This window comes from Cupriavidus sp. SZY C1, assembly GCF_032190535.1.
Taxonomy (GTDB): Bacteria; Pseudomonadota; Gammaproteobacteria; order Burkholderiales; family Burkholderiaceae; genus Cupriavidus; species Cupriavidus pauculus_C.
Window position 1 is genome coordinate 218,519 of sequence record NZ_JAUANU010000006.1, and the last position, 16,021, is coordinate 234,539.

Sequence of the window (16,021 nt, forward strand, 5' to 3'; positions counted from 1 at the left end):
CACCGCAGCGCAGACCGGAGGCGCCGGTGCGCTAGATTGACTAAGCCAGCTTAACGAACAGGATCGAGATCTGGGCACCCGTGATCTCGCTACCGTTCATGCGATTGCGCAGTTCGATGCGCGCGCCATGTTCGTCAATGATCTTCTTCACCATCGCCAGCCCGAGACCCGTACCCTTGGCTTTCGTGGTCACATACGGTTCGAACGCTCGACTCAGGATGCGCGGTGCGAATCCGGGACCATTGTCCGTAATGGACAACTTGACGGCTTGCCGGTCTTCGCCGGCGGAATCTTTGTATTCTACAGTCTCGGTGTGCAGAGTGATATGGGGCGCCGCCCTACCGGCCGCGACGTTGTCCGCCGCCGCATCCTGCGCATTCTGCAGCAGGTTGTGGATGACCTGGCGCAGTTGCGTGGGATCGCCCTTGATTTCAGGCAGGCTGGGGCCCAGCGCCGCATGAATCACCGGGTGCTCGTGCACGGCCGGATCGTCGATGCCGTACAGGTGCAGCACCTCCGCCACCAGGCCGTTCAGCGCCAGCGACTGCATCACCGCCGGCGGCGTCCGCGCATAGTCGCGGAAGTCGTCCACCATGCGTTTCATCGCCGCTACCTGGTTAACGATCGTGGTGGCCCCGCGCTTGAGCACTTCCGCGTCGGACTGTTCCAGCTTGGGCGACAGCTTCATCTGCAGGCGCTCGGCCGATAGCTGGATCGGCGTCAGCGGATTCTTGATCTCGTGGGCCAGCCGCCGCGCCACCTCGCCCCACGCTACCGAGCGCTGGGCCGAGATCACGTCTGAAATATCGTCGAACACCACTACGTAGCCCGGTTCGTCGCGGCTGCCGCCCGGCAGGTGGGCGCCGCGCACCAGCAGCGTGAGCGGCTGTTCCTCGTCGCCCTGGGGCAGTTCGATCTGCTTCTGCCAGTGCTGCGCGCCGCCCAGCACCTCGCGCGTCGTCTGCTCGGAAAACGCCTGCCGCACGATATCGGCGAAGTCGCCCATGCCCGGAATCTGCTCCACCGGCTGGCCCAGCACGCCGCCCAGCGGCTGGCGGAAGATGCGCTCGGCGCCGGGGTTGGCCGTGATCAGCGTGAAGCGGCGGTCGAAGACCAGCACGCCGGCGGTCAGATTCTGCAGCACGCTTTCCAGGTACGCCTTCGACTGCTCCAGCGCCACGCGGTTGTCTTCCACCGCCATGCGGGCCTCGGCAAGCTGGCGCGTCATCTGGTTGAACTGCTGCGTCAACTGGCCCAGTTCGTCGCGGCTTTTCAGTTCGCGCTTGGGCGACAGGTCGCCCTCGGCCACCTCCTTCGTCCCCTGCAGCAGCATCAGCAGCGGCCGCGCAAGCTGGCCGCCCAGCAGCAGCGCCAGCATCACGGCGATGAACACGGCCAGGAACAGCGTCAGCGTCAGCGTGCCGATGTACATCTTGCGCAGGCCCGTGCGGCCCAGCGCCTTTTCCTGGTATTCCTGGTACGCGCGCTGAACTTCGTCGGCATTGCGCGCCAGCACGGCCGGCACCGGGTGCACCACCTGCAGGTAGCGTTCCTCGCGCACGGTGTCGCCGACCAGGCCGAAGCCGGTGGCGGGCGCGTCTTCCGGGCGGCGTTCGATCGACAGGCCCGAGCCGGCCCAGCGGCTGCCCGGCGGCACCAGCCGGCTGCGGGCGCGCGCGGCGGCAGCGGCGGCGTTGGCGCTGGCCTGCTCGGCATCGTCGGGCGTGGCGGCAGGCGCCGGGCCCAGCGGGATGATTACGCGGATGCGGTACAGGTGGCTGCTGTCGACGTTGACCGGCGGCTTGTCACCGCCCGTGGGGTCGGTGCCGCCTTCCACGGCCGCATAGCCACCGGCCATGCGGGCCTGCTCGGCCAGCACGCCCGAGGGGATGTCCGGCACCAGCGCGGCGTAGCTGCTGGACGCGGTGGCCAGCACGCGGCCGCTGCCGGTGAAGATCGCCGCTTCCTGGATGCCGTACTGCTCGCGCAGCCGGTTGAGCTGCAGCGAACTGGCCATGCTCGACGCGCCGGTAAGCTGGTCCGCCATCAGCCGCGCCTTGCCCTGCAGGTCGGCAAGCTGGCTGTCGATGGTGGAGCGGCCCAGGTTCAGGCCCGCCTCCAGCGCGTTCTCCACGCGCACGTCGAACCACGATTCGATGCTGCGCGACACGAACTGCAGCGATACCAGGTAGATCAGCACGCCCGGCAGCACCCCCACCACGCCAAAGAACACGGCCAGCTTGCTCATCAGCCGCGTGCCGAACTTGCCGCGCCGGTAGCGGATCCACAGCGTCAGCGCAAGCGCGCCCACCGTCAGTACCAGCAGCGCGCCAACGACCAGGTTGACCTTGAAGAGCAGCGTGAAATAGCGGTCGAAGAACTCGGTATTGGCCGATGCCCCGGCCAGCAGCCCCACCAGCACCAGCGCCAGGAAGACGATGATCGCCACCACCACGCGATACAGCACGCGGCGGAACTTGCTATCCCATGGATTGCGGTTCATGGCTGGCTGGCCGGCTGGACCAGTTGGTTGGGCGACAGCACGTTCGACACGGTCTGCGCGAACGGCGTGCGCACCTCGGCCGACGGGGCCGACGCGGGCGCGGGCGCCGATCCCGGCATGGCCGGCGGCGCGGGTGGCGCCACGGGGGGCGCGGGCGGCGGCGGGGGTGGCGGCGCGTCGAGATTCGTCGGCACCGTGTAGTTGAAGCGCTTCCAGTCCGACGACAGGTTCCAGTCGCGCGTATTCACCGCGTTGATCTGGAACGGCTTGGGCAACTGCGACAGGTCCAGCCGCATGCGTGTCTCGGCGTGATAGGTCTCGCCCAGCTTGACGTCCCGGCGCTCGAACACGCGCCAGCCGCGCACCTGCTGGATGAACTGCAGCGCGCCCTTCAGGCGGTTGAACGGCAGTTGCAGGCCGCCGGTGGAGACGCGGTACTGCCGCGTCAGCGGCTGGTACGACAGCCGCACGGCGCGCGACGTGTTGACCGGCTTCTCGTCGAACCAGTACCAGCGCGCGCGCGACAACTGGAAGTCGACGACGAAATAGAGCGAGATGCCTTTATGCAGCGCGTCTTCCAGCGCCGGCGGCAGGTCGAAGTCGAACGCCGCGGCGAGCTCGAAGCCGCCGTCCTGGTAGTCGATGCGCGCCTCGGTGGTCTCGATCAGCTGCGCGCTGGCATGGGGCACGTGCACCAGCAGCGCCAGCATCAGCAGCGCCACGGCATACCACGCGCGGCACAGCCCCCACGCGCCGGCCAGCGGTGCTGCCGGCCATCCGCGCACCGCGCGGCCGGGGGCACGTAGGACGAACAGGCGCAGCAGGCTGGGCATGGGTGGATGGGTTCAGGCGCGTTTCTGGAAGCGGGCGTAGAAGAAGCCATCGTGGTCCGATGGCAGGCTTGCCTGGCCGGCAATCCCGCGACCGGCCGTTTCAGGCGCCTCGATGCCGGGCAGCAGTTGCCCCGGCGCCTGCAATCGTATCGCATCTGGAAGCTGCGCACCAAACCAGCGCGCCTGCGCCTCGCCTTCCGTTGGGAAAATAGAACAGGTCACGTAGACCAGGATGCCGCCCGGCTTCAGCAGCGGCCAGAGCTGCGAGACGATGCGCCGCTGCTCGGTCATCAGCCTGGCCACGTCCGATTCGCGCCGCAGCCAGCGGATATCGGGATGGCGCCGCACGATGCCCGACGCGGAGCACGGCACGTCGGCCAGGATGCGGTCGAATGGCTGTCCGTCCCACCAGTCCTTCGGACGGCTCGCATCGCCGACGATCACGTCGGCACGCTGGTCCAGCCGGGCCAGGTTGTCGTGGATGCGCGCGGCGCGGTCGGCGTCGCTTTCCACGGCCGTGACGTGGATGTCGGCCAGCTCCAGCAGGTGACCGGTCTTGCCGCCCGGCGCGGCGCAGGCGTCGAGCACGCGCATGCCATCGGCCACCTCGCACAGCGGCGCGGCCAGTTGCGCGCCGGCGTCCTGCACCGACACGTCGCCCTCGGCAAAGCCGGGGATCTGCGTCACCGGGAACGCGCGCACCAGCCGCACGGCCTGGTCGCCCACGGCCACGCCGGCCAGCCCGGCGTTGGCCAGCGCCTGCAGATAATCGGCCACCGAGATGCGCCGGGTGTTGACGCGCAGCGTCATTGGCGGCCGCGCGTTGACGCGCTCGGCCAGCGCCATCCACTGGTCCGGATAGGCGCCGCGCAGTTGCGCCAGCCACCACGCGGGCAGGTTCCAGCGCGCTTCGTCATCGGCCATGACCTTCGGCATCAGCGACTGGCGCTCGCGCAGGAATCGACGCAGCACCGCGTTGACCAGCCCCCGCGCATGCGCGGTCTTGGGCTCGGACGCCGCCGCGCTGACCGCCTGGTCGACCACGGTGAACGCGGCATAGCCGCCACGGCCTACCTTGCTGCCGTCGCCGTCCTCGCCCTCGATCAGCAGCGCCAGCGCCACGGCCAGCAGCGAATCGACAAGGGCGCCGGGCGGGCGCGTCACCAGTTCGGTGACCAGCGCGCGCGTGGTGCCGAACAGGCGCACCGAGCGGTAGGCCAGGTCCTGGATCGCGCCGCGCGTGGCGGCGTCGCGCACGCGGTCCAGCCGCAACTGGGTGGCTACGTCTTCGAGGGCCTGCGGCAGGGCCGTGCCTTCGTGCACGCCGCGAACGGCCGCGGCGGCACCGAGCATCTGGAAGGCAAGGGAATCGTGAGGCAGGCGCATGGGAAAAATCTGTCAGGCAACGTCGGGGAATGGCGCGGGCACAAAAATGCCCGCCGGTTCCGGAGGGAACTCAGCGGGCAGTTTACCCGGAGTCGCGGGGCGTCAGGCCGGATACGTGCCGGTCTGGGCCATGTGCATCAGGCGCGCAATGCGTTCCTCGGTGGCCGGGTGGGTCGAGAACAGGTTGGCCACGGCCCCGCCCGACAGCGGGTTCATGATCATCATCTGCGCGGTGGCCGGGTGCGCCTCGGCCGCCTGGAACGGGATGCCCTGCGCGTAGCGGTGGATCTTGTCCAGCGCGGCGGCCAGCGCCTGCGGGTCGCCGCTGATCTCGGCGCCGCCGCGGTCGGCCTCGAACTCGCGCGCCCGCGAGATCGCCATCTGGATCAGCGACGCGGCCAGCGGCGCCAGGATGGCCACGGCGATGCCGGCGATCGGGTTGCTCCGGTTGCCGTTCTCGTCGCGCCCGCCGAAGAACATCGCCATGTTGGCCAGGGCCGAGATGGCGCCGGCCATGGTGGCGGCGATGGTCGACGTCAGGATGTCGCGGTGCTTCACGTGCGCCAGTTCGTGCGCCATCACGCCGCGCAATTCGCGGTCGGACAGCACGCGCAGGATGCCGGTCGTGGCGGCCACCGCCGCGTGCTCGGGGTTGCGGCCCGTGGCAAACGCGTTCGGCGCGTCCTCGTTGATCAGGTACACGCGCGGCATGGGCAGCTGCGCGCGCTGCGCCAGGTCCCGCACCATGTTGTAGAACTGCGGCGCGGTGCTGGCATCCACTTCCTGCGCGTTGTACATGCGCAAAACCATCTTGTCCGAGAACCAGTAAGAAAAGAAGTTCATGCCGAGCGCGATCAGCAGCGCGAACATCATGCCGCTGCGTCCGCCGATCATCCCGCCGATGACGATGAACAGCGCCGTGATGGCGGCCATCAGCATGAAGGTCTTGACCCAGTTGAACATGGCTTGCTCTCCAGAACGATCGTTTCGATCACGCGCGTACCCGCCCCTGCGGGACGCGATGACCGTTAGATAGGGTCCGGGCCGCGGAAATTCAATGTCGGCGGCAGGGTTTTGGCGGCGGGTGCGCCGGGCGGGCGGGGTGCGGGAAGTGTCTCAGGCGCCGCCCCGGGCCTTGCGGGTCAGCCGGGCGTGCCGGGGACCTGGCAGCGCGTGCCGGGGGGCAGCGGCATGCCCTGCAGGAATTGCTGGGCCGGCTGGCGGCGGCCGCCGGGCTTCTGGAGTTCGGTCACCTGCAATGCGCTGCCCCCGCCGCACGCGATGATCACGCCGGCGGCGTCGGCCGCCAGCACGGTGCCAGGCGGATGGGGCAGGCTCGTCGCGGCGGCCAGCGGCAGCGCCTGCCAGCACTTGATCAGCGTGTCGCCCACCTGGATCGTCGCGCCCGGGAACGGGTTGAACGCGCGCACCTGGTTGGCCAGCGCGGCGGCCGGACGGGTCAGGTCCAGCGGCGCCTCGTCCTTGGCGATCTTCTGGGCGTAGGTCACGCCCGCCTCTGGCTGCGGCGTGGCGGCCAGCGGCTGGCCGGCGGCCAACTGGCGCAGCGCGTCGACGATCATGCGCCCACCCAGTTCGGCCAGCGTGTCGTGGAGCGTGCCGGTGCTGTCCAGCGGGCCGATCGGCACCGCCTCGCGCGACAGCATCGCGCCGGTGTCGAGCCCCTCGTCCATCTGCATCAGCGTGATGCCGGTTTCGGCGTCGCCGGCCTCGATGGCACGATGGATCGGCGCCGCGCCGCGCCAGCGCGGCAGCAGCGAGGCGTGGATGTTCAGGCACCCATGGCGCGGCAGATCCAGGACTTCGGCCGGCAGGATCAGGCCGTAGGCGGCCACCACCATCACGTCGGGCGCGATGTCGGCCAGCGTGTCGACGGCGGCGCCGGCTTCCTCGGGGTACTTGCCGTGGCGGCGCAGCGAGCGCGGCTGCAGCACCGGGCCCAGGCCCTGCTCGATGGCAAACTGCTTGACCGGGCTGGCCTGCAACTGCATGCCCCGCCCGGCGGGCCGGTCCGGCTGGGTCAGGACGGCCACCACCGAAAACCCGGCGGCGTGGATGGCCTCAAGGGCCGCGCGCGCGAATTCGGGGGTGCCGGCAAACGCGACGCGCAGTGGCTGGGCTTGAGTCATGACAGAAATCCGCGTGTGGAAACGACACCGGCCGCATGGCGGCCGGTACGGGATGAAGCGTTGGAAGGTGTAACGATAGCAGACGCCACCGCGGGTGGCCGCCCCCTGTTACATCCTCACATGCGGGCGCGCACGCGCTTCTGGAGCTTGCTCCTGATGCGGTTGAGCTTGAGCGGCGACAGGTATTCGACGAAGACCTTGCCGTCCAGGTGATCGATCTCGTGCTGTATACATACAGCCAGCAGGTCGTCGGCGTCGATCTCGAAGGTCTCGCCCTTCTCGTTCAGCGCGCGCACCTTGACGCGGTCCGGCCGCTCCACGCGGTCATAGACTTCCGGCACCGACAGGCAGCCCTCTTCCCAGACCTTGCGGTTGTCGCTGGCCCAGACCACCTCGGGGTTGATGAAGACCATGAGCTGGTCGCGCGTTTCGGAAATGTCGATGGTGATCACGCGCTCATGCACGTCCACCTGCGTGGCGGCCAGGCCGATGCCGGGCGCGTCGTACATGGTTTCGGCCATGTCGCGGACGAGCTGGCGGATGCGGTCGTCCACCACCGCCACGGGCTTGGCCACCTTGTGCAGGCGAGGATCGGGGTAGGTGAGGATGTCGAGTTTGGCCATGATGCTCGGGCGCAACGCCGGTTGCGGTCGCCTGCCCGGCCGGCGTTGCGGCGTGCAGGGTTTCCATGCAGAATCGGGGCGCTAGTACAAAAATTCAAGGCGCGCCGCAGCAGGCACGCTCTACCTAGGGTCAATCCGGTCGTTCTCCCGACCGGTTCAGGAAAATGCGCGATCTTACCAAAGAACAGGCGGCGTCGGGCCGCAGGCTGCACGCGTTCACCCTCAGCATGCTATGTGCTGCCGGCATCACTGCCGGCGCCGCGCTGGCCGTCCAGGCAGCGGAGCTTGGCGTCTCCCCGGCGCAGCTGGCCGAGGCCGATGTCACTGCCCAGCAGGGTATCCCCGTTTCCGAACTCGCGCCCAACGCGCCCAGCCAGTACACCGTGCGCTCGGGCGACACGCTGTGGGGCATCTCGGGCCAGTACCTGCGCCAGCCGTGGCGCTGGCCGGCGCTGTGGGGCATGAACCGGCAGCAGGTCCGCAATCCGCACCTGATCTACCCCGGCCAGATCCTGTACCTGATCCAGCGCGATGGCCGCGCGTACCTGTCCACCACCGGGCCGGGCGGCGCCAGCGGCGGCGATTCACGCCTGTCGCCGCGCGTGCGGGGCGAAGGCCCCGACGGCGACGCCATCCTGAGCATTCCGGCGTCCGACATCGAACCGTTCCTGCGGCGCCCGCTGGTGGTCGACAAGGGCACGATCGACACCTCGGCGCGCATCGTCGCCCTGCCCGACGCCCGCGTCTACATGGGGCGCGGCGATACCGGCTTCGTGCGCGGCATTGCGCCGGCGGACGCGGCGGTCGGCAGCGACTGGCAGGCGTTCACGCCCGCGCAGCCGGTGCGCGACCCGGTCACGCAGGCCGTGATCGGTTATGAGGCGCAGTTCCAGGGCAGCGTGCGCGTGCTGCGCGGCCCCGAGGGCCCGGATGCCGTGTCGACCGTGGAGGCCACGCAGTCGCCGCAGGAAATGGGCGCCGGATCGCTGCTGCTGCCGCAACCGGCCCGCGAACTGGTGCGCTACGTGCCGCACGCGCCGGACACCCCGGTGCAGGCCCATATCGCGGCGGTCTATGGCGGCGTGCAGTACGGCGGCGCCAAGCAGGTAGTGGTGCTGAACATGGGCACCAATGGCGGCCTGGAGCCGGGGCACGTGCTGGCGCTGTCGCGCGTGGGCGGCGTGGTCAAGGATCCGACCGACAACAACCGCACGATCACGCTGCCGGACGACCGCTACGGGCTGGCCTACGTCTATCGCGTCTTCCCGGGCCTGGCCTACGCGCTGGTCACCGATGCCAGCAACGTCATGAAGGTGGGCGACCTGGCCACCACGCCGCAGTAACCGGCTGGCCTGCGCATGGCGCGGGCCACGGTGTGACCGATGACCGATACGACACGCGACCCGGCCGAAGTGGCTGCCTGGGTGCGCCTGACGGCCACCCCCGGGGTTTCCGCGCAGGCCGGCCGGCGCCTGCTGGCCGCCTTCGGGCTGCCGCAGGCGCTGCTGGCGCTGGACGCGGCCCGGCTGCGCGAGGCTGCCGAGCCCGCCGTCGCCCGCACGCTGGCGGCCCCGCCGGACGCCGACGTCTCCGCACGCATTGCCCGCACGATCCAGTGGCTGGCCGAGCCCGGCCACTATCTCGTGACGATGGCCGACGCGGCCTACCCTGCCCGCCTGCTCGATCTGGCCGATCCGCCGCTGGTGCTCTATGTCAATGGTGACGCGGGCTGCCTGGGCCGCCCGTCGCTCGGCATCGTCGGCGCCCGCCATGCGACGGCCCAGGGCGTGTGCAACGCGGGCGCGTTCGCGTCGGCGTTTTCCGAGGCCGGCCTGAGCGTGGTGTCCGGCCTGGCGCTCGGCATCGACGCCGCCGCGCATGCCGCGGCGCTGGCCGGGCCGGGCGGCACCGTGGCCGTGGTCGGCACGGGTGTCGACATCGTCTATCCGGCGCGGCATCACAAGCTGGCGCACCAGATCGTCGATGCGGGCGGCGCCATCGTCAGCGAATTCCCACTCGGCACGCCGGGCCTGCCGAACCACTTTCCGCGCCGCAACCGCATCATCGCGGCGCTGGCGCGCGGCGTGCTGGTGGTGGAGGCGGCCGAGCGCTCGGGGTCGCTCATCACGGCGCGGCTGGCGTCGGAGATCGGGCGCGAGGTCTTTGCGATTCCCGGCTCGATCCACGCCGAGCTATCGCGCGGCTGCCACAAGCTGATCCGGCAAGGCGCCAAGCTGGTGGAGACGGCGGCCGACGTGCTGGAGGAATTCGGCGACCTGCCGCAGGCGCCGCCAACCGCCGCGACCGTGACGCCGGCCCCGGCCCCGGCGCCGCCCGCGCCGGGCCCGGCCACCGCCGGCGACGCTTTCGGCCCGGCGCTCGCCTATGATCCTGTCACGTTCGACGTGTTGTGCGCGCGCGCCGGCATGGCGGCGGAGGCGGCCTCGGCGGCGCTGTTGCAGATGGAACTGGCGGGCGCGGCCGAGCGGCTGCCGGGCAACCGCTTCCGCCGTCTGGCATGATCCGCGGTATTGCCCTTGCCTCACATCCCGACTGCCATGGCCGTTTACTTTCCCGAGCAGGACCCCGCAACCGTGCGCCAGGCGCTGCTGGCCCGCCCCCAGGGGCGGCTGGTGGCCTGCCTGTGCGCGGACTGGTGCGGGACGTGCAAGGAATACCAGCCTGGCTTTGCGGCGTTGGCGGCACGTTATCCGGACGACTGTTTCGTCTGGATCGACGTCGAAACCCACTCGGACTATCTGGGCGAGGACATCGACATCGAAAATTTTCCTACTGTATTGATTCAGCCCATCGCGGGCGGGGCGCCGCAGTTCTACGGTACTGTGCTGCCCCACCTGGATGTGCTGGAGCGGATGCTGGCGCGCGGCGCGTCGATGGGCGCCCCGGCGTCGGACGTGCCGGAAGTGCTGCCCTGGCTACTTGGCAAGGTGGGCGGCAACGGTTGAGCGCCGTCAGGCCGGCGGGTGGCGTTTGCTTGCACCGCCGTCGAAACCGCGCTTATTATTGGCGCCTCAAAGCCCAGGCGTGGTGTTTACATAGTTTGCTGTGAATTTCAAGAGGCGCGAACTGCCCTTCCCGGCAGTGGTTGCCACAAGGACCCGTTGAATGTCTAAAGCCCTCATCATCGCGGAAAAGCCTTCGGTCGCCGCCGATATCGCGCGCGCCCTCGGAGGCTTTACCAAGCACGACGAGTATTTCGAGAGCGACGACTACGTGCTGTCCTCGGCCGTTGGCCATCTGGTGGAAATCGCCGCGCCTGACGAATACGAGGTCAAGCGGGGCAAGTGGAGCTTCACCAACCTCCCGGTCATCCCGCCGCACTTCGACCTGCGCCCGATCCCCAAGACCGAGTCGCGCCTGAAGGTGCTGAACCGGCTCATCAAGCGCAAGGATGTCACCGCGCTGATCAACGCCTGCGACGCGGGGCGCGAGGGGGAACTGATCTTCCGGCTGATCGCCCAGCAGGCGAAGGCCAAGCAGCCGGTGCGCCGGCTGTGGCTGCAGTCGATGACGCCGCAGGCCATCCGCGACGGGTTTGCCGCGCTGCGCGAGGACGAGGACATGCTGCCGCTGGCCGATGCCGCGCGCTGCCGGTCCGAGGCCGACTGGCTGGTCGGCATCAACGGCACCCGCGCCATGACGGCGTTCAACAGCAAGGGCGGCGGCTTCTTCCTGACCACCGTCGGGCGCGTGCAGACGCCGACGCTGTCGATCGTGGTGGAGCGCGAAGAGAAGATCAAGCACTTCGTGCCGCGCGACTACTGGGAAGTGCGCGCCGAGTTCATCGCCGCCGCCGGCCTGTACGAAGGACGCTGGTACGACCCGAAGTTCAAGAAGAACGAGTTCGACCCCGAGGCGCGCGAGTCGCGGCTCTGGAGCGAGGCCGAGGCCAAGAGCATCGTGGCGGCGTGCCGCGACAAGCCGGGCACGGTCACCGAGGAATCGAAGCCGTCGACGCAGCAGTCGCCGGCCCTGTTCGACCTGACCACGCTGCAGCGCGAGGCCAACTCGCGCTTCGGCTTCTCGGCCAAGAACACGCTGGGCCTGGCGCAGGCGCTGTACGAGAAGCACAAGGTGCTCACGTACCCGCGTACCGACGCCCGCGCGCTGCCCGAGGACTACCTGGACACGGTCAAGCAGACCATGGACATGCTGGCCGACAGCTCGCCGAACTACCTGCCCCATGCCAAGAAGATCCTGGCGCAGGGCTGGGTCAAGCCGAACAAGCGGATCTTCGACAACAGCAAGATCAGCGACCACTTCGCCATCATCCCGACGCTGCAGGCGCCGAAGAACCTGTCCGAGCCCGAGCAGAAGCTGTACGACCTGGTCGTGCGCCGCTTCCTGGCCGTGTTCTTCCCGGTGGCCGAGTTCCAGGTGACCACGCGCATCACCGAGGTGGCCGGCCATCACTTCAAGACCGAAGGCAAGGTGTTGGTCAACCCGGGCTGGCTGGTGATCTACGGCCGCGAGGGCCAGGGCAAGGACGACAAGGACGCCAACCTCGTGCCGGTGCAGAAGGACGAGAAGGTCAAGACCGACAAGGTGGAAGCCGTCGGCCTGACCACGCGCCCGCCGGCCCGCTACAACGAAGCCACGCTGCTGTCGGCCATGGAAGGCGCCGGCAAGCTGGTGGACGACGACGCGCTGCGCGAGGCCATGGCCGGCAAGGGCCTGGGCACGCCGGCCACGCGCGCGGCCATCATCGAAGGGCTGCTGACCGAGAAGTACCTGGTGCGCGAGGGCCGCGAGCTGATTCCGACCGCCAAGGCGTTCCAGCTGATGACGCTGCTGCGCGGGCTGGGCGTGCTGGAACTGACGCAGGCCGAGCTGACCGGCGAGTGGGAGCACAAGCTGTCGCAGATCGAGCGCGGGCGCCTGAAGCGCGACGAGTTCATGCGCGAGATCGCGCAGATGACGCAGCAGATCGTCAAGCGCGCCAAGGAATACGACAGCGACACGATCCCCGGCGACTACGCGACGCTGGACACGCCGTGCCCGCAGTGCGGCGGCCAGGTCAAGGAAAACTACCGCCGCTTTGCCTGCACGGCCTGCGACTTCTCGATCAGCAAGATTCCGGGCGGCCGCCAGTTCGAGATCGACGAGGTCGAGGAACTGCTGCTGAAGAAGGAAATTGGTCCGCTCCAGGGCTTCCGCAGCAAGATGGGGCGCCCGTTCGCGGCGATCCTGAAGCTGGCCAAGGACGACGAAGGCCATTGGAAGATGGAGTTCGACTTCGGCCAGAACGACGACGAAGACGACGAGCCCGTCGATTTCAGCGAGCAGACGCCGGTTGGCCACTGTCCGAAGTGCAACGGGTCGGTGTACGAGCACGGCATGAAGTACGTCTGCGAGAACGCCGTCGGCAGCGAGAAGACCTGCGACTTCACGACCGGCAAGATCATCCTGCAGCAGGAAATCTCGCGCGAGCAGATCGGCAAGCTGCTGACCGCCGGCAAGACCGACCTGCTGACCGGCTTCAAGTCGTCGCGCACGGGCCGTAACTTCAAGGCGTTCCTGGTCAAGCAGCCCGACGGCAAGATCGGCTTCGAGTTCGAGGCCCGCGAGCCCAAGGCCGGCGCCAAGCCGGGCGCGAAGACGGCGGCCAAGACCGCGGCAAAGACCGCCGCCAAGGGCGATGACGCCGCCGAGGCCGCGCCGGCGAAGGTGGCGTCCAGGAAGGCGCCTGCCAAGAAGGCCCCGGCCAAGAAGGCGGCAACCAAGACGGCCGCCAAGACCGCCGCTGCGAAGAAGTCGCGCACGGCGGCCAAGCAGACAGCGGAAGCGGAAGAGTAATCGCGGGCGGCAGACGTCCGCGGCAGGCAGAACAGAACGGCGAGGCGCATGCCTCGCCGTTTTCTATTTGGCGACGGCCTTGGCGACGCTCTCGCCGGCGCGCTGCTTGCCTTCCTCCAGCAGGAAGTCGATGAACGCGCGCACCTTGGTCGGCAGGAACTTGCGGCTCGGGTAGACCACGCTCACGTCGCGGCGCGGCAACTGGTACTGCGGCAGGATGTGCACCAGCCGGCCGGCCTCGATATTGGGCCGCGCTAGGTACGACGACAGCATCGCGATGCCCATGTTGGACAGCGCCGCCTGGTGCGCCAGTTCGGCGTTGCTGCACAGCAGGCCGGGCCGGATCGGCACCGTGACCTCGCCTTCGGGGCCGGACAGCGTCCATTCGTGCTCGGCGGTCGGCAGCCGCATCGCGATGGCGCGATGGCTGGACAGGTCATGGGCGGTACGCAGCGGCGGGTGCTCGCGCAGATAGCCGGGCGACGCGCAGAGGATGATCTCGGCCGAGATCAGTGGTCGCGCCACAAGATGGGATCCCAGCCCCAGATCGGACAGCATCACGCCGACGTCGCGCCCCTCCTCGACGATATCGACCATGCGGTCGGACAATTGCACGTCGAACACCACGTCGGGATACATCTGGTGGAAGCGTTCCAGCGTCTGCGGCAGCAGGTGCAGCCCGAACATGACCGGCGCCACCAGCCGCAGCGTCCCGGATAGTGATTGGCTCCGGGCCGTGACGATGGATTCGGCTTCCTCCACGTCCTCCAGGATCTGCGCACAGCGCTGCAGGTAGGTCTCGCCGGCGTCGGTCAGCGACAGGCTGCGCGTGGTGCGGTTCAGCAGCCGGGTGCCGAGGTGGCTCTCCAGATCGGCCACGTAGCGCGTGACCACGGCGTTGGACATTTCAAGTTGCTGCGCCGCACGGGCGAAGCTGCCAAGTTCGACCACCTTGGCGAAGACGCGCATCGATTGCAGCCGATCCATGACATAGTCCCCCGACTAAGCCGTGAACTTTTACACGGCGCGCACAGTTTATTGTTGAAACCACAATCAATCATTGTGGAGGCATGTATTTATTCATATCAGGGGAATGCCTAATATCCAGTCATCAGATGCCGCGCCGCAGCAATACAGGTTTTCCCGGCATCCAAAGCAAAAGTGAAGGATACGCCATGAAGCGCCAACTCGCCCTGATCGCCACCCTGACCCTCACCCTGGCCGCTGCCCCCGCCTTCGCCAAGGCCGGCAAGTTCGACCCGTTCACCGACGGCGCCAAGGCCACGAAGTTCGACCCGTACACGGACGGTGCCAAGGCTGGCAAGTTCGACCCGTTCACCGATGGCGCGAAGACCGGCAAGTTCGACAGCTTCACCGACGGCGCCAAGTCGTTCGACGTCTACACCGACGGCGCGGCCATCTAAGCTACACCGGATTCGCAAAAAGCCCGTACCAACCGGTACGGGCTTTTTTGTTTTGGCGGCGAGGGTCAGACCAGCCGCGCGGTCGGCCTGTAAGCCATCATCTTCGCGTCGGCGGTCAGCAAGGTCATGCCTTCGGTCAATGCCTGGGCCACCAGCATCCGGTCGAAGGGGTCCTTGTGGTCGGCATTCATTGCCAGGCCATCCAGCGTCCGCGCATGAGACTTGGCGAGCGCCAGCGACTGATATCCGCAGAGGTCGAACATGGCCGAGGCCTGGGTGGCTGTCAAAGGCAGCTTCCCCAGGCCGGCCTTGATGCCGATTTCCCACAGGCTGACCGTCGATACATGGATCTCGTTTGCGGGATCGTCGATGAGCCGCGCCGCTGCCTGCGACAGCTGGGGCGCAGCCGTGGCAGCCCACAATGCAATGTGCGTATCCAGGAGCAGTCTCAATCCGTGCCTCCCTGGAACATGGCCGCGACTTCGTCGTCACTGGCGTTGATCTGCTCCAGAGACAGGTCCTCCAGCGCGCCCGCGAAGATCGCCCTGCCCCCGCCGATCCGCTGCGAGAACGCGGGCTGCACAGGAACGAGCCTGGCCGCAGGCTTGCCGTTCCGCGCAATGATGACTTCCTGTTCGTTGCCAGTCTCCAGGGCTTCCACAAGCTTGGAAAGCTGGCTCTTGGCATCGTGCATGTTGACGGTAAGCATGGCATCTGCGCTTAGCTAATAGACTTAGCTAGTGTAGCCAGATTTAGCCCCGGCCGCCATCAGCCGATTCTCAAAATCAAAACGGGCCCCGCAGGGCCCGTTGTCGTTTGTCATCAGTCGTGATGACGATGGCGGCGATGCTTGCTGCGCTTGTAGTAGCGGCGGTCGTCGTACGAATTGCTGCGCGACACGTTGCCGCCCAGCGCCGCGCCTGCCGCGCCGCCCAGGCCCGCGCCCACCAGGCCGCCAGTGCGGCCGCCCATGGCGTTGCCAGCTGCCGTGCCGGCACCGCCGCCCAGGGCGCCGCCGATGATGGCGCCGGTGCGCTCGCGGCGGTTCGACGTCAGCGCGCCACCCGCGCCGCCGCCCACCGCACCGCCGATCACGGCGCCGGTGCTGCCACCCAGGGCGCCGCCTACCGCGGCACCCGCCACGCCGCCCAGGCCGCCGCCCAGTGCGTTGTTCAGGTCACCCCCTGCAAACGCCGGCAGCGTAGCCGCCGAGAGGGCAAGAGCCAGAGTCAGATTGCGAAGAGGTTGGCGAGACATCGTATTTTCCTTATGTGGTGTGTATCTGGAA

The 16,021-nt window shown here is 68.3% G+C and carries 15 protein-coding genes; 5 read left to right on the forward strand and 10 right to left on the reverse strand.

What is annotated here, in order from left to right:
• Nucleotides 1-40 precede the first annotated feature (40 nt).
• The 6 genes from QTN24_RS12210 to def all read right to left on the reverse strand — a co-directional run bounded on the left by QTN24_RS12210 (nucleotide 41) and on the right by def (nucleotide 7,492).
• Complete coding sequence (locus QTN24_RS12210) at nucleotides 41-2,503, reverse strand: sensor histidine kinase (protein WP_124682852.1); 2,463 nt, start codon at nucleotides 2,501-2,503, stop codon at nucleotides 41-43.
• Nucleotides 2,500-3,336 (reverse strand): DUF4390 domain-containing protein, encoded by an 837-nt coding sequence (locus QTN24_RS12215; RefSeq protein ID WP_124682851.1) that lies wholly within the window; start codon nucleotides 3,334-3,336, stop codon nucleotides 2,500-2,502. The genes QTN24_RS12210 and QTN24_RS12215 overlap by 4 nt, the downstream gene beginning before the upstream one ends.
• A 12-nt stretch (nucleotides 3,337-3,348) precedes the next feature.
• The gene (gene rsmB, locus QTN24_RS12220; RefSeq protein ID WP_313837359.1) at nucleotides 3,349-4,722 is read right to left on the reverse strand and encodes a 16S rRNA (cytosine(967)-C(5))-methyltransferase RsmB; all 1,374 of its coding nucleotides are present in this window, start codon (nucleotides 4,720-4,722) and stop codon (nucleotides 3,349-3,351) included.
• Between the two features lie 102 nt (nucleotides 4,723-4,824).
• Nucleotides 4,825-5,685 carry a zinc metalloprotease HtpX gene (gene htpX / locus QTN24_RS12225; RefSeq protein ID WP_313837360.1) on the reverse strand — a complete coding sequence of 287 codons (861 nt, stop codon included), beginning with the start codon at nucleotides 5,683-5,685 and terminating at the stop codon, nucleotides 4,825-4,827.
• 179 nt (nucleotides 5,686-5,864) lie between these two features.
• Nucleotides 5,865-6,869 (reverse strand): methionyl-tRNA formyltransferase, encoded by a 1,005-nt coding sequence (fmt, locus tag QTN24_RS12230; RefSeq protein ID WP_313837361.1) that lies wholly within the window; start codon nucleotides 6,867-6,869, stop codon nucleotides 5,865-5,867.
• 116 nt (nucleotides 6,870-6,985) lie between these two features.
• A complete protein-coding gene (def, locus tag QTN24_RS12235; RefSeq protein ID WP_124682847.1) occupies nucleotides 6,986-7,492 on the reverse strand; it encodes a peptide deformylase in 507 nt (168 codons plus the stop codon).
• A gap of 164 nt (nucleotides 7,493-7,656) precedes the next feature.
• Here def and QTN24_RS12240 point away from each other — a divergent pair, with 164 nt between their 5' ends.
• The 4 genes from QTN24_RS12240 to QTN24_RS12255 all read left to right on the forward strand — a co-directional run bounded on the left by QTN24_RS12240 (nucleotide 7,657) and on the right by QTN24_RS12255 (nucleotide 13,309).
• Complete coding sequence (locus tag QTN24_RS12240; RefSeq protein WP_313837363.1) at nucleotides 7,657-8,835, forward strand: LysM peptidoglycan-binding domain-containing protein; 1,179 nt, start codon at nucleotides 7,657-7,659, stop codon at nucleotides 8,833-8,835.
• A 39-nt stretch (nucleotides 8,836-8,874) separates the two neighbouring features.
• Nucleotides 8,875-10,014 (forward strand): DNA-processing protein DprA, encoded by a 1,140-nt coding sequence (dprA, locus tag QTN24_RS12245; protein ID WP_313837365.1) that lies wholly within the window; start codon nucleotides 8,875-8,877, stop codon nucleotides 10,012-10,014.
• Between the two features lie 36 nt (nucleotides 10,015-10,050).
• Complete coding sequence (locus tag QTN24_RS12250; RefSeq protein WP_124682844.1) at nucleotides 10,051-10,458, forward strand: thioredoxin family protein; 408 nt, start codon at nucleotides 10,051-10,053, stop codon at nucleotides 10,456-10,458.
• A 160-nt stretch (nucleotides 10,459-10,618) separates the two neighbouring features.
• Entirely contained in the window at nucleotides 10,619-13,309 is a 2,691-nt protein-coding gene (locus tag QTN24_RS12255; protein ID WP_313837366.1) for a DNA topoisomerase III, read from the forward strand.
• A gap of 63 nt (nucleotides 13,310-13,372) precedes the next feature.
• On the opposite strand, the gene QTN24_RS12260 is transcribed toward QTN24_RS12255, so the two are convergent.
• Nucleotides 13,373-14,296 (reverse strand): LysR family transcriptional regulator, encoded by a 924-nt coding sequence (locus tag QTN24_RS12260; protein ID WP_124682842.1) that lies wholly within the window; start codon nucleotides 14,294-14,296, stop codon nucleotides 13,373-13,375.
• 188 nt (nucleotides 14,297-14,484) lie between these two features.
• Here QTN24_RS12260 and QTN24_RS12265 point away from each other — a divergent pair, with 188 nt between their 5' ends.
• A complete protein-coding gene (locus QTN24_RS12265) occupies nucleotides 14,485-14,733 on the forward strand; it encodes a hypothetical protein (protein WP_124682841.1) in 249 nt (82 codons plus the stop codon).
• Between the two features lie 65 nt (nucleotides 14,734-14,798).
• Here QTN24_RS12265 and QTN24_RS12270 read toward each other — a convergent pair whose 3' ends face one another.
• From QTN24_RS12270 to QTN24_RS12280, 3 genes are all read right to left on the reverse strand, one after another.
• A complete protein-coding gene (locus tag QTN24_RS12270; RefSeq protein WP_124682840.1) occupies nucleotides 14,799-15,185 on the reverse strand; it encodes a type II toxin-antitoxin system VapC family toxin in 387 nt (128 codons plus the stop codon).
• Entirely contained in the window at nucleotides 15,182-15,442 is a 261-nt protein-coding gene (locus QTN24_RS12275; RefSeq protein WP_124682839.1) for a type II toxin-antitoxin system Phd/YefM family antitoxin, read from the reverse strand. Before QTN24_RS12275 ends, QTN24_RS12270 begins: the two co-directional genes overlap by 4 nt.
• Before the next feature lie 113 nt (nucleotides 15,443-15,555).
• Nucleotides 15,556-15,990, reverse strand: a complete 435-nt coding sequence (locus QTN24_RS12280; RefSeq protein ID WP_313837369.1) for a hypothetical protein — start codon at nucleotides 15,988-15,990, stop codon at nucleotides 15,556-15,558.
• Between the last annotated feature and the right edge of the window lie 31 nt (nucleotides 15,991-16,021).